Here is a 23,726-nt window from a genome sequence, read left to right on the forward strand (position 1 = left end):
GCTTATGAACGACAAAAGCTTATACCTCCATCGCAAACGCTATCCCACTTTAAAGTTAATATTCCCTAATCCAGACCAGCATCTCACCTGCATCACGGTTACTCCAGGCATAATAGGGTATGGCTTTGATCTCTATCGGCACTTTGCTCACCGCTTGCGGGGAGTACAGTTCATCACCAATACCTTCCATATCTGTTCGCACACCCCATCCTTTAATGACATATACCCCTTCAAGCAGTGTTGCATCAAATTGCCCGGCCAGTTTAGCCGCCTCAGGCAGGACGATATCTTGAAGATTTTGGCCATTGTCTGCTTCCTCAAGGCAAAAAACCACCGGCCCCCGCTGCAGGGCCACCTTGCCGGCATTGGCCCTGACTTCAGGGTGTGCTCTCATACGCTGAATCTCCATGGCAAAAAACACTTCAAGGCTATCTCCCGGTTGCCACATTCGCTCAATGTATAGATACCCCTTGGCTGTCTTCCCTTGGGTCTGGAGCTTTTCACCGTTAATTTTAACCTCGGTCCGGGCAGACCAGGCGGGAAGGCGCAGCGCCAAAGTCCATTTTAAGGGCTTGTTCTGACTAATCACCAGTTTCACCTGGCCATCCCATGGGAATCCTGAACTTTGCACCAGCTTCACCCGTTCCCCGTTTATTTCTGCCTCCGCTTCACTGCTGATATATTGATGAACAAATATTTGCTTCAGGGGCTCACATTGTGAATAGAGGTATTGTCCTAAAGAGGCGAGCAGCCTGGCAATATTAGGCGGGCAGCAGGCACAACCGAACCATGGTTGTCGGGTGATTTTAACACTCTTCATGTCATGGCGGTGATTGGCGGTGGCCGGCCACACTTCCAAAGGATTGACATAAAAGTAGCTTTTTCCGTCCAGAGAAATGCCGCTTAAGATACCATTATACAGTGCCCGCTCGATCACATCGGCATATTGGCTGTCAGCTTCGATTTGGAGCATCCGGTGGGCCCAAAATACTAAACCAATGGCAGCGCAAGTTTCGGCATAAGATCGGTCATTAGGCAGATCATAATCAACGGTAAACCTTTCCAAATAGTGGGATGAACCAATGCCTCCAGTAATATACATTCTTTTTCGGGTCACGTTGTTCCACAGCGTCTTGCATACGTCAAACAATCGTTGATCACCATATTCTGCAGCAAGATCGGCCATGGCGCTAAAGAGATAGACTGCTCTGACCGCGTGTCCCTCCGCCGTTTTTTGCTGCCTTACTGGAAGATGGGCTTGATAATATTCATGGCTAATGAACCATTCCTTCTCTCCTCTTCGCTCAGCTTCTTGGTCGAAAAAGTGCGGCTGCCTGCCCCTTTCCTCCACAAAGTATTTGCTGAGTTCCAAATACTTCCGCTGTCCCGTAGCTTTATACAACTTAACCAAGGCCAGTTCAATTTCCGGATGGCCGTCATATCCGCGTATTTTTCCTGGTTCAGTGCCAAAGACAGAAGCAATGTAATCGGCATAACGGCAGATGATGTCCAAAAATTTTCTTTTACCCGTAGCCTCATCATACGCCACGGCCGCTTCGATCAAGTGGCCTGCACAGTATAGCTCGTGGTCATCTCTCAAATTAGTCCATCTGCCCTCTGGCTTTTTCACGGTGAAATAAGTATTAAGATACCCATCCGGCTGTTGGGCCCGCTCTAATAAATCGATCACTTCATCGGCCAGTTTCTCTAAATCTTCATCCCTTTGATGAACCAAAACATAAGCCACGGCTTCCAGCCATTTGGCCAGGTCACTATCTTGGAAAACCATGCCATAAAATTGGCCTTCAGTTTCTCCGGCTGCAATTCGAAAGTTTTCAATGGTATGACTCTTCTCTGCTCCAGGGATATTATCGTTCAAGGCATCCCATTGGTAGGGAATAACCGTCTCTCGCACCACACGCTGCCGCTTGGACCAGAATGAATCATTGATCTGTACATCCTTTAATGAAATGGGTTTCATGTGTTTCATACAGACTTTCCTTTCTTACATGCTTTAGTTTCCTAATTTAAAATTATTATCCTTTGATGCTCCCTGCAGCTAGACCTGAGACAAAATATCTCTGAAAGATAAAAAAGAGAATAATAATAGGGATAATGCTTAATACGGATCCAGAAATCAGCAAGTCATAATTGTTTCCGTACGGTGTTAATAACGTCGCCAAACCAACAGGCAAGGTAAACAGATCATTGGAACGGATCACAATTAATGGCCATAAGAAGTTATTCCAACTGAACAAACCAGTTAAAATGGCCATGGCCGCATAAGCCGGCAACATAAGAGGGGCCATGATCCTGAAAAAAATCCCGTATTCTGTACATCCATCTATTCTGGCTGAATCCAACAATTCCTTAGGCAAACCTAAGGCAAATTGTCTGAAAAAAAACACAGCGACAGGAGAGACGATCATCGGCAACATAATCCCAAAATAAGTGTTAATCAGTTGTAAGGATACCATAAGCCGATAAAGGGGCAACATAAGTATTTCAAATGGAATCATCAGCGAAAACAATACCAAAACAAAAAGAACATACCTTCCGGCAAAGTTATAGATGGCCATGGCATAGCCGACCAGCGATGAAAAAAACAGCGACAAGACGATGACTAAACCGGTAATGATCATGCTATTTAAATACCAGCGCAGGTAGACCTGGCCATCAGTAAAAATATAAACATAGTTTTTGAAACTCATATTATCTAAACTAAAGGAGAGATTAAGCCCATGCCTCATAAGTTCCGTTGAAGGCTTGAAAGACGACAAAGTAATAAGCAACAATGGAAAAATTGCAAAAATAGCCAATACAATGAAGAAGAAAATTAATATAGCTGAAACAAGTTTTTGTTTTGCCTGTAAGTTCATAGATTTAATCCTCCCTTTTAAAAGCACCTATAAACCACAAGTAAATAAGTGAGGTAATTAATATAATGAATAGTAAAACATTTCCCACAGCAGCACCATACCCCATGTTATTGGTCTGGATCCCTTGCTCATAAATATAGAGGGCTACAGTCAAACCTATATCTCCAGGGGAGTTAGTTTGCCAGTACACAAAACTTTCTTCAAACATACGAAACCCGGCGATAATACTAATAGTCGTTACATAAATCGTGATCGGTTTAAGGTGGGGAAGAGTGACATAGCGAAACTTTTGGATAGCCCCTGCTCCGTCAATTTCAGCTGCTTCATACAGATCTTTAGGTATATTCTGTAAACCAGCCAAAAAGTAAAGAGTATTTACACCCATCCATCTCCAAAAGGCAAGAATAACCATTAAAAACATGCCAGTACCTGCTCCAAAACGCCATTCAACTGGTCCCACTCCAATGACGCCTAAGATTTGGTTAGCAAAGGATTGCTCAGTCTCACCAAACATCAATCGGAAAATAACACCTGCAACGATTACAGATGTTAAGGCTGGTATAAAAATGGCCGCTCTAAAAATATCCTTCAAATACATGAGTTTCGAATTTAACCAGACGGCGAACAACATAGGAAGGGGAATAAGTAATACCAATGTCCAAAATGTATACTGGGCAGAATTGGCCAAAGCTTTATAAAATCTCGAATCAACAAGTAGCCTTTCGTAGTTAGCCAATCCAATAAACTGCACTTGACCTGGCAATATTTGTTGGAAACTCATAATAAAGGCTTGAATAAATGGATACCCATATAACAATACGAATAAAATGACAAAAGGGAGTACAAATATATATGGGGCTATCTTTTGCGAATATAATATAGAACGTGTTATTCGGTTCATATTCTTATTTTTAGGGGCAACTTTGCCATACTCAACTTCCATAGTTATGACCTCCAATTTTTAAAATCTAAGGGGAGAAGATCTCTCCCCTTTACATACTACTCCAACTATTAAGCGCTTACATTTAACGGAACTGATTAGCCAGTTCTGTCAGTGCTTCTTCAGGTGTCTGATTTTGTTCACGCAATACGTTGTGCAGTACATTTGATGTAATCAAACTATTCACTTCTGGTGTATTTGGTGTGATGTTAACTGGGTAAATCTCTTCCCTAATTTCAAGAAGTACATCGAAGATGTTATCACCGAAGTATTGGTAATATTTATTATCTTCCCTTAACTCTGGAGAATCCCATACATCCCATCTGGGTGGATCAAAACCAAGCACTTGCCATAACTTAATGTTCCCTTCCGAAGTTGCCTTAGCAAAAGCAAGAAATTCCTTGGCTAACTCTGGATGTTCTGTCTGATTCGTCACCACTGTTCCTGTTCCACCCATTCCGGCTGAACGATAACCCCCTGGTTCCCAAGCCGGCAAGGGATAAATCTTCATTTTCCCTTCGAGGTCAGGCATGTAATCCAAGAATCTGCCCATGTACCACATAGGCATCAGAACAGCTGCAGCACCTTCATCATTCATAAAGGCATAGTATTCTTCAGCATGATGTCCTCCACCAGGAGTAAGTTGGGCAATGTTATTTACATGCACTAAATCATGTAAAAACTGTAATACTTCAATTGCATCCTGACTATCTACAGTGATGTTACCTTCTTCATCAAAAAAGTCTGTTTGGCGTTGTGTCAACATAGACCAGTAGCCCATAATTTCACCTGTTTCTACTGTTAACATAGGCTTTCCAGTTCTTTCAACCACTTGCTTGCCTGCTTCTACAAAATCATCCCACGTCTCAATGTCTGCTGGGTCAATCCCTGCTTCATTCATAATATCCATATTGTAATACATTACTGTGGCACCAACATGGGTAGGCATCCCATAGTAATTGCCATTGGCTGCATAGATATCTAGTCTTGATTGTACAAAGTTTTCTATTACAGGTTCGAGCACATCATTGAGTGGAAGAAGTTGAACATCACCTTGTAAGTAATTAGAAAACCGACTGATTTCAATATCTGCTAAATCGGGAGCACCCGTTCCTGACTGTAAAGCAAGTAACAAGTTATTATGCATGTTATCATAGGGATAAGCTTGGGCTATTAGTCTGATTTGGCGGTCTGGATATTCTTCGTTCCATCGTAATACCGCATCTTCAAAGAAATCGATATGCAACCCTTGAAATGTCCAAAATGTTAACTCAACTGCATCGTCACTTTCAGATCCGATAATTTCAGTATCTCCCTCATTTGTGGTTTCCCCGCCTCCACCACAAGCCGATAACAGTAGTACCATCACAAGGATGGCAAATAACAGAGAATATTTTTTTAGCATGTTAAGCCCCCCTTTTCTCAAGAATAATTGTTACATACAAATTGTAGATTTTTAAGAAAATACTTTCCTTTGATTCTAATTCAAGTGCTGACCCACTTCATGTTTCCTCATAATTTTTTGACCCTCGCTCACTCCTTTCAGAACTATAAATCTACTTCTAACTTTGGCTTATGTTTGTAGTTTATCTGAAATTTATTATATATTCAGTATTTTTAGTTGTCAATACAAATTTAGTTAATTTATTTATTTTGTATTTACATTTTCTTTAAGTTCAACTTTAAATTCAATTGTATAAAAAAGAAAGTTTGCTTTTTACTATTTCTTAAAGGTGTTTCAATATCATTATCCACAGGTTGTATTTTCAACCCTAGTTTCGTATCCTTATTAATAAATACATTAATTAAATCACAAATAATAAAGATAGGAGACTTAGTGTGATGAAAGTGGACATTTCTGAACAATCATTGCCTGTTTTTGAGGCATTAGCCAGCCAAATCAGGCTAAAAGTGATACACCTTCTGGCTGAACAGCCCATGAATATCCGGGAATTAGCTCAAGCAGTGGGCTTAAGCAACGCGATTATGACCATGCATGTCAAAAAGCTGGAGAAAGCGGGCATTATCGAATCTAAAATGATCCCGGGCAAAGCAGGTTTACAGAAATTATGCTTTCTTAATGTAGACAAAATCGAAATTATATTTCCATCAAAACAAGAAAACAAAAGAGAATTTCACCAAGTTGATGTCTCTGTCGGCCATTTTACAGATTTTAATATCAAGCCGACCTGCGGGTTGGCGACACCTGAGAAAATCATTGGTGAATTTGACGATCCCCGTTACTTTCTCGATCCAGAAAGGGTTAACGCCAAGATCTTATGGTTTGGGCAAGGTTATATTGAATACAAGGTGCCTAACTTCCTTTTGGCCAGCCAGGAACCGGAGGAACTTGAGATCTCGCTGGAATTATCTTCGGAAGCACCGTTTACCAATAACAATTGGCCCTCAGATATTGCCTTTTATTTAAACGGTGTCCATTTGGGCACTTGGACCAGCCCAGGAGATTTCGGGGACAAACGGGGCAAATACACACCTGAATGGTGGCCCAGCGTGGTGAATCAGTATGGCCTGCTCAAACACCTGCGCATTACAGAGAAGGGCACTTACATGGACGGCATCAAATTATCTGAAGTCACCCTTCTTGATATTGGGATCCGCGAGACACAGTGGACCTTTCGCATCGCCGTTCATGAGGATGCCCAGCATGTCGGTGGCGTGACCATCTATGGAACCGGCTTCGGCAACTATAACCAGGATATTATCTTCCGCCTCTATTACTCCCCCGTCCCCCAGCCTGTTGAGAATGGGACAACAAACTCATAAGCCTCCTTGCTCCTTTTCCTTCTTGACAGCGACACAGCCGTGATTAACCTCAATCTGCGGCTGTGTCGTCATATCTTGTACAACTTCTGCCAATAAACGGGGATGATGGTCCCGAATGTACCTTAGTCCTGTCATTCTTGGCCTTAAATCTGGCGCAGCTTTTAAAGTCTGAACCATGTTCTTCCTTTCAATGCCAAGTTCTTCGGGCGTGCTGGGGCCGCCGACGGTTTTTAGCCACCTGGCCAATTGTGTTGGTTCCGGAAGCTTCAAATAGTCACTAAACGGTTCTCTGCGTTCTATGTGGGCCAATGTGCGATATAAACTTGAGATGATCACCGCAGCTACCCCCACCTTGGCACCATGTAACCGCTGTGGTCGACCGGCCCTAAGATGTTCCATTTCCCACATATGGGACAAATGGTGTTCCCCTCCGGAGGCCGGCCGTGAATGTCCCACTAACAGCATGGACAATCCCGATTTGATGAGGGCCTCCATTAAAATCCGCAGTCCCTCTTTACTGCCTGACGCAATCTCATCCACATGTTGGATGCACATCAACAGGGATTCTTCTGTCAGACGGAAAGCAAGGGGACAGAATGGCTCATTGGCCATTGCTTTGGAGAAGCGCCAATCGGCTAAAGATGTCCATTTACCCAGCATATCTCCAAAACCTGCCGCTGTCATATCCCGGGGAGACTGTTCCAATATGTCTAAATCTGCAAAAATGGCCAGAGGGGAAATGGCTTTTACCGTTTGTTTCACTTGATTAATCATCAAAGGGGCTCCAGCGGATGTAAAGCCATCCACTGAAGCCGCAGTGGGGATTGACAGAAAAGGCTTACCCGTTTTTGCGCAGACAAAACGCACAATGTCATGAATGGTGCCGGAACCTACAGCTAAAAGCAGCTCCGTTTCGTTTGTCACGCTCAGCAAGAGTTGAACCACAGCGCATTCATCTGCTACCACATCACCGTGTTTATTTTCAGGAAGCAGACATTGTTGAACCTGAAAGTTAGCTTTTTGGAGCAAATGACGCAACTCTTCTCCAGCAGCCTGATCAGTATTCCGGTCAGCTACCACGCAAACAGTATTTAGGCCTTTGGCGCCGATATAACCGGGGACGAGGCGAATAGCCCCTGAGGCAATGGTGCCATCCAGCGTAATCTGGGCATGGTGGTGCCCGCAGCTGCACGATTGTGCCTGTGAATTAATCTTGGCGATAAAGGAAAGCATGCCTTTCCTCTCCCTCTGCAGGAATTTAGGATTGGGATCAGCTTTTTAACCACTTCTACTGGCAAGTTATCTGTGTTCCTTCCTCAGACGGATCACGTTCCACGATGCCTTGGATAAGCTGGCTTGGAGCAGGCCGTCATTTAATATGGATTTTCCAGATGTATGCGGCTTGACCCGTTCCACTTCAGCCGTGTTTGTCGCTTTTAAATCGTCGTGCTCAAGGACAATGTGTTCTACAATCCGATATCCTTCGAAACTGCGCACATCACAAGTCACTTCAAGGGATTTTTCAAGATGGCGGTTAACTGCAAAAATGGTCAATTCGTCTTGCTCTTCGTTATAAACAACGGCAGGTTCCAAATAGGGAACATCGGTAAAATCCTTGCTGTCATAAACGGGGGATGAGATCACAGGCTGCAAGGAAATACCCCGTCCAAAAAGGGAGGCATGCAGATACGGATAATAAATGGTTTGCCGCCAAGAGCGTCCCCCATTCTCCGTCATAATGGGCGCAATGACGTTGACTAATTGGGCCAAACACGCGATTTTGACCCGGTCAGCATGCTTTAATAACGTGATCAGCATGCACCCGACTAACAAAGCGTCTTCAAAATTATAAACGTCTTCTAATTGGGGGGGTGCAATTGTCCAAGGCTCAATTTTTTTGTCTGCCTCATTGGAATGGTACCACACATTCCACTCGTCAAAGCTGAGGTTGATTGTTTTCTTGCTGCGCTTCTTTGCTTTAATATAGTCACAGGTCGATATCACCGTTTTAATAAAATGATCCATATCCAGCGACTTGGCTAAGAAATTTGCCGTATCATTTTCCCTGTTGCCATAGTAGGTGTGTAACGATATATAATCGACCTGCTCATACGTATGCTCCAACGTAATGGCTTCCCACTCCGGAAATGTGGGCATGCTGGAGTTAGAACTGCCACAGGCGACCAATTCAATGGTTGGGTCCACTAAGCGCATCGCCTTGGCTGTTTCCACAGCTAACCGGCCATATTCTTCTGGTGTTTTGTGCCCAATCTGCCAAGGGCCATCCATCTCATTCCCCAGGCACCATGTTTTAATGTGATGAGGTTGCTCAAAGCCATGTTTTTTGCGCAGGTCGCTCCAATAGGTCCCTCCTGGATGGTTGCAGTATTCAATAAAATTTCGGGCAGCGTCGATGCCACGGGTGCCAAGATTCACCGCCATCATGACCTCAGCATTAACCTCCTTGGCCCATTGGACAAACTCATTGGTCCCAAATTCATTGGTTTCAATTGTTCTCCAGGCCAGTTCTAGCCGGCGCGGCCGCTGTTCCTCGGGACCGACACCGTCTTCCCAGTTATATGCTGAAACCATGTTGCCGCCTGGATAGCGGACTATGGGCACCCTTAATTCCTTGACCAGTTCCATCACGTCCCGGCGAAACCCATTCTGGTCTGCCTGGGGATGATCCGGTTCGTAGATACCTCCATAAACGGCTCTGCCCAAATGCTCGATAAAAGAACCATAGATACGGGGATCAATGTCAGAGATTCGGAAATCCTTGTCAATCACCATCTTAGCTTTTAGCGAATTGGTCATGGCATTCATCCTCTCTAGTTCAATTAATTTATAAATATATTATTGTATTACATATCTATTAACATCATTTCCATAAGAAACGGTTTTCCCTTGGCGTGCCAGCTTATTGTTCCTGTTTCAGATTTAATTCAAGAACCGTTACTGACATTGGCGAAAGCATGGCTTCAATCCCCTGGTCAGTGACGGTATAACGCCGGTACTCCGTTGGCTCAACAGCGTCAGGCTCTTCGAATGTGTTATGGGCCCGCATATCTTGGGCGGTTAATTCTACTCCTTTCACCTCAAAATGAGCCGAGTCCGAACCACGTAACTGAATGTGAACCTTTGCGCTTGATTCATGACTGAGGTTGCATAAACTGATATGAATAAGACCTATCTCGTCTTTGGACGCAGATACCGAGATTTGCGGCAGAAGTTCACCGCCGTGTTCATAATTGGCACTGGTAAGATAGGTATCCAACAGCCAGGCGTCTTGGTGAACTTGATACATGTCAAACACATGGTAAGTGGGGGTGAGAATCATCTTTTCCCCATCTGTCAGCATCACTGACTGAAGAACATTAACCAGTTGGGCAAGATTAGCCATATGCACCCTATCACAGTGGTGATTGAAAATATTAAACGTAACGCCAGCCACTAGTGCGTCACGAATGGTGTTTTGCTGATAGAGAAACCCTGGGTTTGTCCCCGGTTCCACATCATACCAGGTGCCCCACTCATCAACAATGAGGCCGATTCTTTTCTCTGGGTCATACTTATCCATGATGTTGGTGTGCTTCGTGATCAATTCTTCCATCCTCAGTGCTTTTTTCAAAGTGACAAACCATTCTTTTTCATCAAAGTCTGTTGCTGATCCTTTTCCGGTCCACCAGTCTCCAGGGACCGTATAATAATGCAGGCTGATGCCGTCCATCCACTGATGCGCTTCACGCATCACCGTTTCCATCCACTCATAATCGTCAGTATTGGGGCCACAAGCAATCTTGTAAAGGCGATTATCCCCATAGTTACGCACATAGGTTTGGTATCTCCGGTAAAGGTCAGCATAATATTGGGGATGCATGTGCCCTCCGCAACCCCAATTTTCATTGCCTATGCCAAAGTATTTCAGGCGCCACGGTTTTTCCCTGCCATTCTCCCTGCGCCAGTCGGCCATGGAAGATGTGCCATCAAAGGTGATGTATTCTATCCACTCCGACATTTCCTGGACAGTCCCGCTGCCAACATTGCCGGATATATAGGGCTCACAACCGATCATTTCGCAAAGCAACATAAACTCGTGTGTGCCAAAGTGATTATTTTCCACAACACCTCCCCAGTGGGTGTTGATCATTTTCTTTCTCCTTTCCCTGGGCCCCACCCCATCCTTCCAATGGTACTCATCGGCAAAACAGCCACCCGGCCATCTTAAAACAGGGACTTTTATTTTTTTCAACGCCTCAACAACATCCTGCCGGATGCCGTATGTATTGGGAATGTGAGAGTCTTCACCAACCCAAATGCCTTCATAGATACAGCGTCCCAAATGTTCAGCAAAATGTCCGTAAATATACCGGCTGATTTTACCCTTGGTGATATCCGTATTGATCACCACCTGGTTTTCCATCTGCTGCACCTCCCAATCAAATCTTAATGCTTGTATAATATATGCAATTTTTATAAATAATTGAAAAATTAGTCCCTTTTGTTTAGTGATTAATATATATATTAATTATTAATGCCTTATGTTTATATTAACGCAATACTGTCTTTAACGTCAACTATTTTTTGAATATTCAATGCTAACAGAATGGGGTGCCGGCAGTGTAAACCACCGTCACCCCATATGAAAATAGCAAACATTTGCCACTCGTCGAGTATCCAATTACGGGTAACATACTCAGATCACTGTCTGTTCCCCATGCTGTTCTACTAACACTTTACTCTCCCATTTGCGGCTTCTCCACCGGCCGAGCATGATCAGGCCCCTGAACCATTCATCCACTGTGTAGGCGACCCACACCCCGATTAAACCCAAGCCGAAGTGAATACCCAGCACATAAGCGAGTGGGACACTGATGCCCCACATGGAAACAACGGCCATCTTGAAAGGAAAGCGCGCATCACCGGTTGCCCGCAAGGAACTGATCAGCACCAGGTTAAAGGTGCGCCCCGGTTCCAAGATCAAACAAATAAGCAACAGGGTGGCGCCCAGAGAGATAATATGGGGATCATCCGTATAAATCCTGATCAGGGACTCCCGGAACACCGCAAACACAACAGCCATGCTGACCGTGATCAGCATGCTGACTTTCAAGCTTTTAAATGCCCGCCGGTAGGCTTCCTCCATTCGCCCCGCACCAACGAGATGGCCGATTAAAATCTGCATACCTTGCCCAACGGAAAGGCTGAACAACAAGATAAACATCATCAGGTTGAATGTGTATACTTTAGTAGCCAGGGCAGCCGTGCCCAACATGGAGATAAAAAAGGTAAAAACAAGCTGCTGAACCTGGTAGACCATGTGCTCCCCGGCGGCAGGCGCCCCTACCTGCAGGATTTTTTTCAGGTAACCTTTGTTGAGGGTCAAGTAATCCTGCCATTCAATGCGCACCTCTAACCGGCGGTACAGCAGGATAAACAGGGTGATCATGCCCAATATGCGGCTGGCCGCAGTCGAGATGGCCACCCCTGTAACGCCCAATTGGGGCACGCCCAAAGCGCCGAAGATGAACAGATAATTCCCAATCACATTTACCACGTTCATTCCTAAGGAAACATACATGGCATCCCGAGTAAACCCGTTGGAACGAATGATGGCGGCTAATGTAAACAGCAGGGCCTGGGTAAACAAGGTACAGCCCACAATCAGCATATAACCGCTGGCATAGCCCTTCACATCTGGATCCAGGCTAAACAATCCCAGCAGTTCCTGTCTGAAGATCACCAGCACCAGGCTGACCATAAGCCCAAAGACCACATTGACGACCAGTGCATTGGCCTCAATCTTGGACGCTTCAGCCTTCTTCTTGGCCCCCAGGTACTGGGCCACGACCACACCGGTTCCAACCGCCACAAAGTTAAATAAGATAAAAGTGATGACCATCAGGTCATTCGCTACACCTACCGCAGCGACGGCTTCATCGGAAATAAAGCTGAGCATGAATATATCGGCAAACTGCACCATCATAAACAATAAGATTTCAATAAAAATGGGCCAGGTTAAAGCAACCAGGCTTAACCCGCGCCCTTCTTCCTTAGGTTGTTTCATCTGGCCTTACTCCCTACAGTATGATTTTTCTCGTGATATTCTAATGATACAGACCTGACTTTTCAAGTGTTTGGCAAAAAATGAAGTGTTTCAGTATGAAAGGCAGGTATATATTCATGCCCAAAATAGCGGTAAACCCGGAATTGTTCCAGAGGCAATGTCATAGGGCGGTAGCATATATTCATTCCCCAGTGATACAAAGAAATAGCTCGAAGCGGAAGCAGGACGCCCCCGCTTGCCAGCATCATTGGATGCAAAGCGTTATCTCCTCGCCACTTAACTGGCCAGAATTTCTTCAATTTTCTCAATCACTTCTTGTGACAAATGTACACCTGATGCTTTTACGTTCTCCTCAATCTGCTCGGGACGGCTGGCCCCAACCAAAGCACTAGCCACGTTGTCCTGACGTAAAACCCAGGCAAGCGCCAATGTGGACAAACTCATATTGAGTTCCTTGGCCACTCGCTCCAGCCGCTCCACTTTTTCCAATACTTGCTCTTCCAAAAACTTGCCGATAAACATATTGATGTCATCCTTGGCAGCCCGGCTGTCTTGGGGAATTTGTCCCCGCTTGTATTTGCCGGTCAGCACCCCTTGGGCCAAAGGCGAGAAAACCACTTGGGCAATGCCATTCTCCTCACACAACGGAATAATTTCTTCTTCAATGTACCGGTACAACATATTATATTGAGGCTGATTGACCACGATTCGATCAAGCAAGTATTTATCCGCCACATGAAGCGCCTCCCGGATTTGAGCTGCCGTCCATTCACTCACCCCGGCATATAAGATTTTGCCTTGCCGGATCAGATCATCAATTGTCCTTAAGGTTTCATCCACCGGTGTCTCAGGATCATAGCGGTGGCAGTAGAATATATCAATATAATCCAGCTTCATCCGCTTTAAACTGGCATGAACCTGCTCAAACACATGCTTCCGGGACAAGCCCCTGTCATTCGGCCCGTCTCCCATGGGCCAGAATGCCTTGGTGGTAATGACATAGGACTCCCGGGGAAAGGGTTTTAAAGCTACCGCCATCACCCTTTCCCCCTCCCCACGTTCATATACGTTGGCTGAATCAAAGAAGTTGACACCCAATTCATAGGCCTTTTGAATGGTTTTGACAGCCGTTTCCTTATCGACTGATTTGCCAAAGGTCAACCAACTTCCCAGGCTGATCTCACTCACCTTTAACCCGGAACGGCCCAACCGGCGGTAGTTCATGATCAACACCTCTCAGTTAAAGTTTAATACATGTCAAACAAACTTCCTGCTTTCAAGACACGGCTTAGCTTTTCAACTCACCTTTACCACTCCGCAATCGTTCCGTCTTGATGCCTCCACACAGGATTTTTCCAGTTATGTCCAATCTGAGCCTGTTTTCTAACAAATTCTTCATTAACGGTAATACCCAGTCCGGGGCCTTTAAGGATATCTACATATCCATTTTTATATTCAAATACGGTGGGGTCTTCAAGATAATCCAATATATCGTTCCCTTGATTGTAGTGAATACCTAAACTTTGCTCTTGAATAAATACATTGTAAGCCGTAGCATCAACTTGAAGACATGCCGCTAATGCGATAGGACCAAGGGGACAATGAGGTGCGACGGCTACATCGTAAGCTTCTGCCATGGAGAAGATCTTCTTGCATTCAGTAATTCCGCCTGCATGGGAAAGATCGGGCTGAATAATATCTACGTAACCATCTGCCAGTAAGCCTTTAAAGTCCCAACGTGAAAACATGCGCTCACCTGTAGCGATTGGGATCGTCGTTACCCGGGCTATTTCCCGTAACGCTTCATTATTTTCCGGTAATACAGGTTCCTCAATAAACATCGGACGGAACGGTTCAAGCTCTCTGGCTAATATTTTGGCCATCGGTTTATGCACACGTCCGTGAAAATCAATGGCAATTCCAAAATCATCGCCAACCGCTTCACGAATGGCAGCTACCCGTTCCAAAATCTGATCAATCTTTTTATAGGAATCAATATATTGCAACTCCTCAGTACCATTCATTTTAACGGCAGTAAATCCAGCCTCTGCCTTTTCTTTTGCCGCCTGTCCCACCTCGCTCGGACGGTCACCGCCTATCCAGGAATAGACCCGGACCGAATCCCGGCACGCCCCTCCTAGTAATTCGTAAATTGGGGCGTTATAGAATTTTCCTTTAATATCCCATAAAGCTTGGTCAATGCCCGCGATGGCACTCATCAAAACTGGACCGCCCCGATAAAACCCGCCACGATAGAGTGTTTGCCAGTGATCTTCTATTCTCAACGGGTCCTTCCCTATTAAATAATCACTCATTTCTTCTACTGCTGCTTTCACGGTATAAGCTTTTCCTTCGACAATAGGTTCTCCCCATCCTACAATGCCTTCATCCGTTTCAATTTTTAAGAATAGCCAGCGCGGCGGTACGATAAAACACTCCATACTTGTAATTTTCATATGAGTATTCACCCCGTATCATTGATGATGAACAGATGATGACTCTATATTCAATCTACCACAATATTGGTCTAATAGCTACACAGCTGCTATTCAACTAGCTCACCTACTGTAAATTTACTTGCGGCTTCAGGTGAAAGCTGATCCTTCGAATAAGGTTTTAATCGGAATTGGAAACGGAACGGTGCCGTTTTCAGCTTATACTTGTCAAGGACGTCAGGACCGCAACTTGCCGAACCAAGCCCATGTTGTCGATAATCAAGATTAAAGTGAATGGCATCTTGCTTAACTAAGTCATATTTGTGTCGGGCGTTTTCCATATTTTCAGCGGAATACAGGTGGGCGCTGAAATCCAGTGTCGGCATACCGACAGCCAAAATGCCGATACCACGTTTGTCTGTTAACGACACCCATCTCACTTCATGACGGTTGCCATTTTCTTGCGGATACACGTAAGGCGTATAAAGGTCTTCTACTTGTTTTGACCACATTCCAAAACGGTTGGCCAATTTACTGTCAACATATGCTTCTCCTGGTCCCCTGCCATACCATGATACTTGATCAAAATAGACAGGGAGTTTCATCCGTAAGCCGACCTTGGGCAGAGTTTCAGGCGTGTCCCCCTCCGGATTTCCAACAACACTGAGGATCACATCGCCGCTTCCATAAATAGCATAATGATAATTGGTTACAATTCCCCAGGCTAAACGAGGAGGTGCCATGCGGACAGTGACAAAAACATCAACTCTTTTTCCATCTGATGAGTGCTCATAATCTACTCGAACTACCCGGTGCTGCATCGTATGTAATCCGTATCTTTTCCACTCTTCTTCAGAACTTATTGATTTCCAATTGGCATTGGCCAGTCTGTCATTATCGGTAGGTGCCCGCCAGACATTTAATTGCGGCCCTTCTTTTAGCAATTGAATTCCTTCATACGACCAAGATTCGATTATTCCATAAATTTTGTTAAAAGCAATAGAAAAAGAATCGCCCATTATCATAAGTGTATTATTGTCATTTTTAATACTTAGCGGGTACATGATCGGATTAGTTTCCAAGGGAGTGGTATTAACCACAGGCAACTGGTATTGAGCCCAGGCAATTTCATGTCCTGCTTGAGCCCACAATGTATCTTCTGCAAGGAGAAATTTGACGTTTAACAAGTATTCGGTACCGGACAGTATCTTTTCCGGAAGAGAATAAGGAATCCTAATGTGTCCTGTCCTACCTGCAGCCAATTCAGGAACAGGTAATGTCCCTTTATCAATCACTTTACCTTCTGAAACAATGGACCAGGCAATAGTAACATGATCGAGAGAGATAAAGTCATATAGATTAGTTATTTTCATCTCTCCCTTTGCTAAATCAATGGCTTCTACTTTGACAGGCTCGATCACTTTCTTGTATTCGATCAAGGCTGGAGACGGTCTCCGGTCTGGATATACTAACCCATCAATGACAAAATTAGAATCATGGGGGGTCTCACCAAAATTACCCCCGTATGCAAAATATTCTTTTCCATCCTCTGTGGTTTGGCGAATACCATGATCGCACCATTCCCAAACAAACCCACCTTGCAACCTTCTATGTTTATAAAACGTTTCCCAATACTCTTTAAATCCTCCAGGACCATTGCCCATGGCATGGGCATATTCACAAAGTATATGCGGTTTTGTTAAATCTGTCCGCTCTCCGAGAGTATCCAAGACATCAACCGATGTATACATAGTCGTAAACACATCAGAACAAACCGGTTCATCAATTGGATTATCATTACTTTCCATCATAAGCGCTCTGCATTCCCCTTCGTAATGAAGCGGCCTTGTTGGATCGTAAGCTCTGGCCCATTCAGCCATGGCCACATGATTGGTTCCGAATCCAGATTCATTTCCTAAAGACCACATGATGATAGACGGATGGTTTTTGTCACGCACAACCATACGTTCCATCCTGTCAACATATGCCTCTTTCCATGCCGGATCATCACTTATTTGATTGATGTTGTTAATGAGATCAAATCCGTGACATTCTAGATCGGCTTCATCAATCACATATAATCCATAGACATCGCACAGCTCGTAAAACCGCGGATCATTTGGATAATGTGCCGTACGTACCGCGTTAATATTATGCTGTTTCATTAATTTAATATCTTGAATCATCGACTCTAGTGACACAGCACGGCCAAGGTCAGGATCGTGTTCATGCCGGTTAACACCTTTAAGCATAATTGGAACGCCATTGACGAGCAGAACTCCGTCTTTAATTTCGACAGAACGGAATCCCACTTTGGCAGGAATTACTTCTACCGTTTGTCCATTTTCATCTTTTAATGTCAGTAGCAGATGATACAAATACGGATTTTCAGCTGACCATTTTTCTGGATTTTCTACCGGAATTTTAGTAGTTTGCTTGGTTTCAATCGCACCAGAGATGTTTAAATTCTCAATCATAGTCTTATTTACTATAGTTTGGTAGGATGCATTAACCAATTTAACATGAAGCTGGTAGTTGGAAACGGCAGTATTCAGGCTGTTTGTAATATACGCATCTAGTTGAAGCACCGCGTTGTCATAGTATTCATCCAGATAAGTTCGTACAAAGAAGTCTCTGATGTAAACATGGGGTCTAGCTAACAAGTAGACATCGCGAAAGATGCCGCTTAGCCACCACATATCCTGGTCTTCGATATAACTCGCATCAGACCACTGATAGACCCGAACGGCAATCACGTTTTTCCCTTCTCGTATAAACGGCGTTACATTAAATTCACTAGGGACACGGCTGCCTTGGCTATATCCTACTTCCTGCCCATTGATCCAAACATGAAATGCGCTGTCAACTCCTTCAAAGCGAAGAAAAACCTGTTGATCCATCCATTCCTTAGGGATATAAAACTCCCGGCGATACGAACCTGTCGGATTTTCAGTAGGAACGTGAGGTGGATCTATCGGAAATGGATATTGTACATTGGTATAATGGGGTTTACCGTAACCATGCATTTGCCAGTTGGCTGGCACTGGAAGGTCATCCCATTCACTTGTGTCAAAAGATTCTTCATAAAAATGTGCAGGAGCAAGTTGAGGAGATTCAGCATAATGAAACTTCCACACTCCGTTTAACAATTTAAATCCTTCCGCATAGCCTCTTTCATAAGTTAAAGCCGAAGTTTCACTTTTGTAAGGAATATAATATGATCTTTCCGGCAATCGATTTTTATGAAGAACCTCTAAGTTTTCCCAATCCCTCTGTCTACTCATATAGATCAGACCTCCATCAGCATAAATTTGTGTATAATGTATACTGCTGAACCATTTTTTTCTATCCTTTCACAGATCCGCTAAAGACACCTGAAACGAAATGTTTTTGGAATAGAAGGAATAACAGCAACATTGGGATTAGCCCAAGGACAGCACCAACCATAACTGGACCATATTGAACAACTTGTCCTGGTTGCACCATCATCGCCAACATGAGCGGCAATGTATACATTTCTCTTGAGTTGATGACGACCAACGGCCATATAAAATTTCCCCACTGCTGCATGAAAGTCACGATGCCAAGTGCTGCACAAGCGGGCTTCATCGTTGGTAACACAATTTTGAAAAAAATGCCTAAATCTTTACATCCATCTATACGGGCAGCTTCAATTAACTCTGTCGGAAATCCCAGCATTTGCTGCCTCATCAGGAACACTCCAAACGGCGTAACCAGAAATGGAATGATTAACGCGTAATAGGTGTCAATCCAATCAAAATTCATCATAATGATAAACATCGGGACAAGCATCACTTGAGTTGGTACCATCATAATTAATAAAACGGCAAAAAACAGAAGCTCGCGACCCTTAAATTGATATTTGGCAAAGGCAAAACCAGCCAAAGCTGAAAAAAATACAGTCGTTACTGTTGTGATACCGGAAACGAAAATACTGTTAAACAAAGCTTTCCAGACCGGCCAGGCATTCTGCAATTTATCTAAATTCTCAAAGAAGTTGGTCCCGGGCACCAATGTAGGAGGGACTTTAAAAATTTGTGATTCTGTTAAGGTTGACGCCGTAAACATCCAATAGAAGGGAAATATTGATATAGTTACACCAACCATTGCTACAATGAGTAACAACAATTTGTTAAATTCTTGTCTCATATGCATGTTATATTTCCCCTCCTTTGGACATACGAATCTGAAGATAGGACAAGATGGCTATAATAGTGGTTACGACATAGGCTCCTGCAGAAGCTAGCCCAAAATTAAAAGATCCAAAAGCTTTGTCATACAAATATAGAATCACTGTAGTCGTTTCGTTCCTTGGACCTCCTCCAGTAAGCACATAAGGTTCAGCAAAAAGTTGTAGTGTCCCTATAGTTGAGAGGATTGCACAAAACAAGATTACCGGTTTGAGCATAGGTACAGTAATTTTGAAAAAACTAGTCACTGGGCCCGCTCCATCAATATTGGCCGATTCATATAAATCCCTAGGAACATTTTGCAAACCTGATAGAATAATAATTGTATTGTAACCTGTCCACCGCCAAGTTAGTGCTACAATGATCAAAACTTTGGCCCAAAATCCATCTGCAAACCATCGAATAGGTTCAATACCAAACAAACCAAGAAATTGATTAATCATTCCATAGTTTTCATTAAACATAAGCGAAAATACGAGGGAGTAGGTAACTAAATCAATGAGTACTGGCATAAAAAAAGCTAGTCTAAAGATCCCCTTAAACCTTAACAAGTTGGAATTTAATACAGTGGCTAAAACGGTTGCCAATAATAACATGATAGGAACCTGTATAACTAAGATTAATCCAGTAACATATAGAGATTGCCAAAATAACGGATCAGTGAAAAGCTGTTGATAATTTGCCAAACCTACATAATTGATTTCACCTCCTCTCCATTCACTAAAACTAAGTACTAAGGAATAAACAAGAGGATACAGCATAAAGACAGCAAACAAAATAAAAAATGGAGATATAAACAAGTATGGACTTACGTCCTGCATAGAGATTTTCCCTTTTCTGTTCAATTTATTAACATATACCATTTTAAATCACCTCCAAATTGACACCCCTTGGTCATATACCAAGGGGAGTGTCATATTACTCTGCTATATTAAGGCCAGTATCCCTAGCAGCCCGTTGTTCTGCTCTTCTTAAGGCATCCTCAATATTTTCATTATCAAGCATTACTGCTCCTAAGGCATCAATTATAGCATTGTTTATATCCATAAAATGAGCACCGTAATCTAGTGGTGGTATATCTGTAGACAATTGGCCGAAAAAGTCTGATAAGGCTATTCCAAAATATTCATCGATCACCTTAAACTGTTCGGTTTCATAATATGGTTGCCATGATGGGAACAAACCATATTTCATTTGGATATCTTGGCCTTCCTCGGTCATCAAAGCAAACTCAATAAACTTCCAAGCTAGCTCCTCATTTTCAGATTGAGTAGAGATTGCCAGAACAGAACCACCTGAATGTGCCTGATTAGGACCACCTTCTTCAAATGCAGGCAACGGCATCAATCCCCATAAACCCTCTTGATCAGGTGCTTGTGTTTTAATAGTACCAGCATACCAAACAGGATATATAACGGCGGCCACTTGGTTATTGACAAAGGCACGAATTCGGTCATCCCAGGTTGGTGCATCCATAACGATACCTTCATCAACAATTTTCTTATACATTTCAATAGCTTTTATATTTTCCTCACTGACAAATTGAATATTGCCCTCCTCATCATAATATTGTGCCCCAAGTTGATTCATCAATATTCTGTATAGCTCCGCAACGTCATTAGAACTGTAACCAAGGGCTAGCATTTTGACCCCTTCATTTGCCTCTTGTATTTTTTTACCTGCCTCAATAAATTTGTCCCATGTAGTAATAGACTCAGCGTCAATACCCGCATTTTCAAAAAAATCTTTACGATAATATACAGCAGCAGGACCAAGATCCCACGGAAGTGCGTAGACACGTCCGTCTTGTTGCGCTAAGTTCATGGCTACTTCCGCAAATTCATTTTCCCTGCCATCCAACCGATCCGTAATGTCTACAAATTGATTCGGAAAGACTTCTAAAAAGTTTGGAAAGTCCCTTTGCTGTATCTGGATGACATCAGGAGCTCCTCTACCTGCCGTTAACGGAGGAATGATGCTATCATAATCGCTCGTTACATATTCAACTTTAATGTTTGCATCAGGATATTTTTCCATAAATTTTTCAGCCGTTTCAACCATAGCATCTGCGGCTAAATTCCACCCTGCTACGGTTATTTCACCTGACACACCATCACCTTCGGTGCCGTTACTCGCTTGCTCTGGTTCCTGCTGATGTGTCTGATTCCCTCCACAAGCGCTTAACAAAGAAATCACAAATACAGCAATCAAACTAACATATAAATATTTCTTTGGCACAAAAATATCCCCCCTTGAATTAATGTTTGAGAACTCATTCGAATTACGCTTAACCCTTACTAATCACTATTCTTCCAAATTCTTTACACCACCTCCCATAAATATTACCTACCAAGACCAGTGTGTGATGTTAGTTTTTGTCCTCTTTCAACACCACAACATCAATCCCCTTTACAGTTAACTTCACGCCATGCAAACGTTCTCCGCTAAGTACATTTTGATAATTCCTGTCCTTGGGCAGTGTCAGCTGAACATCGTGTCCATTATGATTGACAATAATTAGATATTCTTCATTTTCAGTATATCTTCGCTGAACTTCCACTTTTGCAGGTACCTCCAGAGGAGGAGTAATATGGTGTTCAGCCAAGACTTTTTCCAGAAGCTGACCTACAAAACGCGATTCAGGATGGGTGCCAATGTAAACGCTTTTACCTTGACCAAAGTGGTGAACGGTCACTGCCGGATGACCTGCATACCAATCTTCCCCATACACTGCCAGTGCTTGGGCACCTTCCAATCGGATCATATCAGCCCAAGTCGTGCACTCAAACGTCTCACCGCCGACCTGAAGCAAGTTGGATTGTCCTTCTGCAATCGGCACAAATTCCTCCACACAAAGGCCCAATATATCGCGCAGAAGAGCCGGATATCCTCCTAGGTGAACTTTATCATTTTCATCCACAATGCCACTGAAAAAGGACATCAACAGCGTGCCCCCATTCTTAACAAATCGGTGAAGATTCTCGTCTTCTCTCTCTTTGATCATATACAGCAGGGGCGCAATCACCACTTTGTACTTTGATAAATCATCTCCAGGACGAGCAAAGTCAACAGCAATGTTCCGTTTGTACAATTCACGGTAGTAATGTTCGACAATCGCAATATAACTGAGCTTATTATGGGGTTTCGATGCCAGTTCAACGGCCCACCAGTTTTCCCAGTCAAAGAGAATTGCCACCTCTGCCTTGATCCGTGCTCCCACCAGGCCATCCAATTGGCTCAGTTCGTGCCCCAGTTCCTTAACTTCCCGGTATACTCTGCTGTGTTCATCTCCAGAATGGGACACCATAGCCCCGTGGAATTTTTCTGCTCCCGCCCGGCTCTGACGCCACTGGAAAAACATAATGCCGTCTGCGCCACGCCCGATGGTAGCATAACTCCACAGACGCATCACACCCGGTGGTTTGGGTACGTTAATGTCCCGCCAATTGACATGTGAAGTCACCTGTTCCATGAGCAGGAAAGGTTGGCCTTGACGCAAACTGCGCATCAAGTCATTCATCATCGCATGGTTAACAGGCAACCCTTCCCGTGGATCCGGATAGGAATCCCAGGTGACAATATCCACTTCTTCTGCCCATTGAAAGTAATTCAATGGTTTAAATGAGGCCATAAAGTTGGTGGAAATAGGAATATCGGGTGTTAGTTCACGCAAGATTTCTTTTTCGGCCAAAAACAGATTGAAGATCGAGTCATTCATAAACCGGTAATAATCCAGTTCCTGGGACGGGTTTACAAAAGTGGGCGTTTTCCTGGGCGGGTTGATTTCATCCCAGTCGTTATACCGCTGTCCCCAGAAATTGGTACCCCAGCGTTCATTTAATTCATCAATTGTGTGGTACCGTTTTTTTAGCCATTTTCTAAATGCCTGGGCACAGTTTTCACAATAGCACCTGGAAACATGACAAGCATACTCGTTATTGACATGCCACATTTTCAGCGCGGGATGATCCTTATAGTGCTCCGCTATGGCCCGCACCAGTTTCTTGATATGCTTAATGAGGTGGGGATGGTTAGGACAGTAGTGCTGCCTGCTCCCAAACGAAAGACGGGTTCCATTCTCATCAACAGGCAATGAATCGGGATATATCCTGACAAACCAGGCAGGAGTTGAAGCAGTAGCTGTAGACAAATTGACATGAACCCCATGGTCATACAAGATGTTGATCACTTTATCCAGCCATTCAAAATCAAAGATTCCTGCTTGAGGTTCAATTTTTGCCCAGCTAAAAATCCCTACTGAGACCAGGTTCACACCTGCTTTTTGCATCAACTGCGCATCTTCATACCAAACCTCTTCTGGCCACTGTTCCGGATTGTAATCGCCTCCATAACAGATTGAAGGCAACACATTGATATTCTTCATGAACGCCCCCCTAAATCCATGTTGGT

The 23,726-nt window shown here is 43.7% G+C and carries 16 protein-coding genes; 1 reads left to right on the top strand and 15 read right to left on the bottom strand.

What is annotated here, in order from left to right:
• Positions 1–55: 55 nt before the first annotated feature.
• The 4 genes from J2S00_RS06950 to J2S00_RS06965 form a co-directional block, all read right to left on the bottom strand.
• Entirely contained in the window at positions 56–1,981 is a 1,926-nt protein-coding gene (locus tag J2S00_RS06950; protein ID WP_307337656.1) for a glycoside hydrolase family 127 protein, read from the bottom strand.
• Positions 1,982–2,036: 55 nt separating this feature from the next.
• Positions 2,037–2,879 (bottom strand): carbohydrate ABC transporter permease, encoded by an 843-nt coding sequence (locus J2S00_RS06955; RefSeq protein WP_307337270.1) that lies wholly within the window; start codon positions 2,877–2,879, stop codon positions 2,037–2,039.
• 4 nt (positions 2,880–2,883) lie between these two features.
• Complete coding sequence (locus tag J2S00_RS06960; RefSeq protein WP_307337273.1) at positions 2,884–3,822, bottom strand: carbohydrate ABC transporter permease; 939 nt, start codon at positions 3,820–3,822, stop codon at positions 2,884–2,886.
• A gap of 82 nt (positions 3,823–3,904) precedes the next feature.
• The gene (locus J2S00_RS06965) at positions 3,905–5,224 is read right to left on the bottom strand and encodes an ABC transporter substrate-binding protein (protein ID WP_307337276.1); all 1,320 of its coding nucleotides are present in this window, start codon (positions 5,222–5,224) and stop codon (positions 3,905–3,907) included.
• 437 nt (positions 5,225–5,661) lie between these two features.
• Here J2S00_RS06965 and J2S00_RS06970 point away from each other — a divergent pair, with 437 nt between their 5' ends.
• A complete protein-coding gene (locus tag J2S00_RS06970) occupies positions 5,662–6,603 on the top strand; it encodes an ArsR/SmtB family transcription factor (RefSeq protein WP_307337280.1) in 942 nt (313 codons plus the stop codon).
• On the opposite strand, the gene J2S00_RS06975 is transcribed toward J2S00_RS06970, so the two are convergent.
• From J2S00_RS06975 to J2S00_RS07025, 11 genes are all read right to left on the bottom strand, one after another.
• Positions 6,598–7,836 carry a sn-glycerol-1-phosphate dehydrogenase gene (locus tag J2S00_RS06975; protein ID WP_307337283.1) on the bottom strand — a complete coding sequence of 413 codons (1,239 nt, stop codon included), beginning with the start codon at positions 7,834–7,836 and terminating at the stop codon, positions 6,598–6,600. The two genes, J2S00_RS06970 and J2S00_RS06975, sit on opposite strands and share 6 nt — an antisense overlap.
• A gap of 66 nt (positions 7,837–7,902) precedes the next feature.
• Complete coding sequence (arfA, locus tag J2S00_RS06980) at positions 7,903–9,420, bottom strand: arabinosylfuranosidase ArfA (RefSeq protein WP_307337285.1); 1,518 nt, start codon at positions 9,418–9,420, stop codon at positions 7,903–7,905.
• A gap of 103 nt (positions 9,421–9,523) precedes the next feature.
• Positions 9,524–11,026, bottom strand: a complete 1,503-nt coding sequence (locus tag J2S00_RS06985; RefSeq protein ID WP_307337288.1) for an alpha-N-arabinofuranosidase — start codon at positions 11,024–11,026, stop codon at positions 9,524–9,526.
• Between the two features lie 273 nt (positions 11,027–11,299).
• Positions 11,300–12,670, bottom strand: a complete 1,371-nt coding sequence (locus tag J2S00_RS06990; RefSeq protein ID WP_307337292.1) for an MATE family efflux transporter — start codon at positions 12,668–12,670, stop codon at positions 11,300–11,302.
• A gap of 276 nt (positions 12,671–12,946) precedes the next feature.
• Positions 12,947–13,894 (bottom strand): aldo/keto reductase family protein, encoded by a 948-nt coding sequence (locus tag J2S00_RS06995; RefSeq protein WP_307337295.1) that lies wholly within the window; start codon positions 13,892–13,894, stop codon positions 12,947–12,949.
• Between the two features lie 83 nt (positions 13,895–13,977).
• A complete protein-coding gene (gene dgoD / locus J2S00_RS07000) occupies positions 13,978–15,126 on the bottom strand; it encodes a galactonate dehydratase (protein ID WP_307337298.1) in 1,149 nt (382 codons plus the stop codon).
• 89 nt (positions 15,127–15,215) lie between these two features.
• On the bottom strand, positions 15,216–18,389 hold the full coding sequence (gene ebgA / locus J2S00_RS07005; protein ID WP_307337301.1) for a beta-galactosidase subunit alpha: 3,174 nt from the start codon (positions 18,387–18,389) through the stop codon (positions 15,216–15,218).
• Between the two features lie 61 nt (positions 18,390–18,450).
• Positions 18,451–19,281: a carbohydrate ABC transporter permease gene (locus J2S00_RS07010; RefSeq protein WP_307337304.1), complete on the bottom strand. Its 831-nt coding sequence runs from the start codon at positions 19,279–19,281 to the stop codon at positions 18,451–18,453.
• Between the two features lies 1 nt (position 19,282).
• Entirely contained in the window at positions 19,283–20,179 is an 897-nt protein-coding gene (locus J2S00_RS07015) for a carbohydrate ABC transporter permease (RefSeq protein WP_307337308.1), read from the bottom strand.
• A 55-nt stretch (positions 20,180–20,234) separates the two neighbouring features.
• Entirely contained in the window at positions 20,235–21,554 is a 1,320-nt protein-coding gene (locus J2S00_RS07020) for an ABC transporter substrate-binding protein (RefSeq protein WP_307337311.1), read from the bottom strand.
• A gap of 130 nt (positions 21,555–21,684) precedes the next feature.
• Positions 21,685–23,700: a beta-galactosidase gene (locus J2S00_RS07025; protein ID WP_307337314.1), complete on the bottom strand. Its 2,016-nt coding sequence runs from the start codon at positions 23,698–23,700 to the stop codon at positions 21,685–21,687.
• Positions 23,701–23,726: the final 26 nt, after the last annotated feature.

The organism is Caldalkalibacillus uzonensis, from assembly GCF_030814135.1.
Taxonomy (GTDB): Bacteria; Bacillota; Bacilli; order Caldalkalibacillales; family Caldalkalibacillaceae; genus Caldalkalibacillus; species Caldalkalibacillus uzonensis.

Excerpts from the sequence above, each read along its gene's own strand:
- J2S00_RS06950 (WP_307337656.1), bottom strand. The coding sequence starts at position 1,981 with ATGAAACCCATTTCATTAAAGGATGTACAGATCAATGATTCATTCTGG.
- J2S00_RS06955 (WP_307337270.1), bottom strand. The coding sequence starts at position 2,879 with ATGAACTTACAGGCAAAACAAAAACTTGTTTCAGCTATATTAATTTTC.
- J2S00_RS06960 (WP_307337273.1), bottom strand. The coding sequence starts at position 3,822 with ATGGAAGTTGAGTATGGCAAAGTTGCCCCTAAAAATAAGAATATGAAC.
- J2S00_RS06965 (WP_307337276.1), bottom strand. The coding sequence starts at position 5,224 with ATGCTAAAAAAATATTCTCTGTTATTTGCCATCCTTGTGATGGTACTA.
- J2S00_RS06970 (WP_307337280.1), top strand. The coding sequence starts at position 5,662 with ATGAAAGTGGACATTTCTGAACAATCATTGCCTGTTTTTGAGGCATTA.
- J2S00_RS06975 (WP_307337283.1), bottom strand. The coding sequence starts at position 7,836 with ATGCTTTCCTTTATCGCCAAGATTAATTCACAGGCACAATCGTGCAGC.
- arfA (WP_307337285.1), bottom strand. The coding sequence starts at position 9,420 with ATGACCAATTCGCTAAAAGCTAAGATGGTGATTGACAAGGATTTCCGA.
- J2S00_RS06985 (WP_307337288.1), bottom strand. The coding sequence starts at position 11,026 with ATGGAAAACCAGGTGGTGATCAATACGGATATCACCAAGGGTAAAATC.
- J2S00_RS06990 (WP_307337292.1), bottom strand. The coding sequence starts at position 12,670 with ATGAAACAACCTAAGGAAGAAGGGCGCGGGTTAAGCCTGGTTGCTTTA.
- J2S00_RS06995 (WP_307337295.1), bottom strand. The coding sequence starts at position 13,894 with ATGAACTACCGCCGGTTGGGCCGTTCCGGGTTAAAGGTGAGTGAGATC.
- dgoD (WP_307337298.1), bottom strand. The coding sequence starts at position 15,126 with ATGAAAATTACAAGTATGGAGTGTTTTATCGTACCGCCGCGCTGGCTA.
- ebgA (WP_307337301.1), bottom strand. The coding sequence starts at position 18,389 with ATGAGTAGACAGAGGGATTGGGAAAACTTAGAGGTTCTTCATAAAAAT.
- J2S00_RS07010 (WP_307337304.1), bottom strand. The coding sequence starts at position 19,281 with ATGCATATGAGACAAGAATTTAACAAATTGTTGTTACTCATTGTAGCA.
- J2S00_RS07015 (WP_307337308.1), bottom strand. The coding sequence starts at position 20,179 with ATGGTATATGTTAATAAATTGAACAGAAAAGGGAAAATCTCTATGCAG.
- J2S00_RS07025 (WP_307337314.1), bottom strand. The coding sequence starts at position 23,700 with ATGAAGAATATCAATGTGTTGCCTTCAATCTGTTATGGAGGCGATTAC.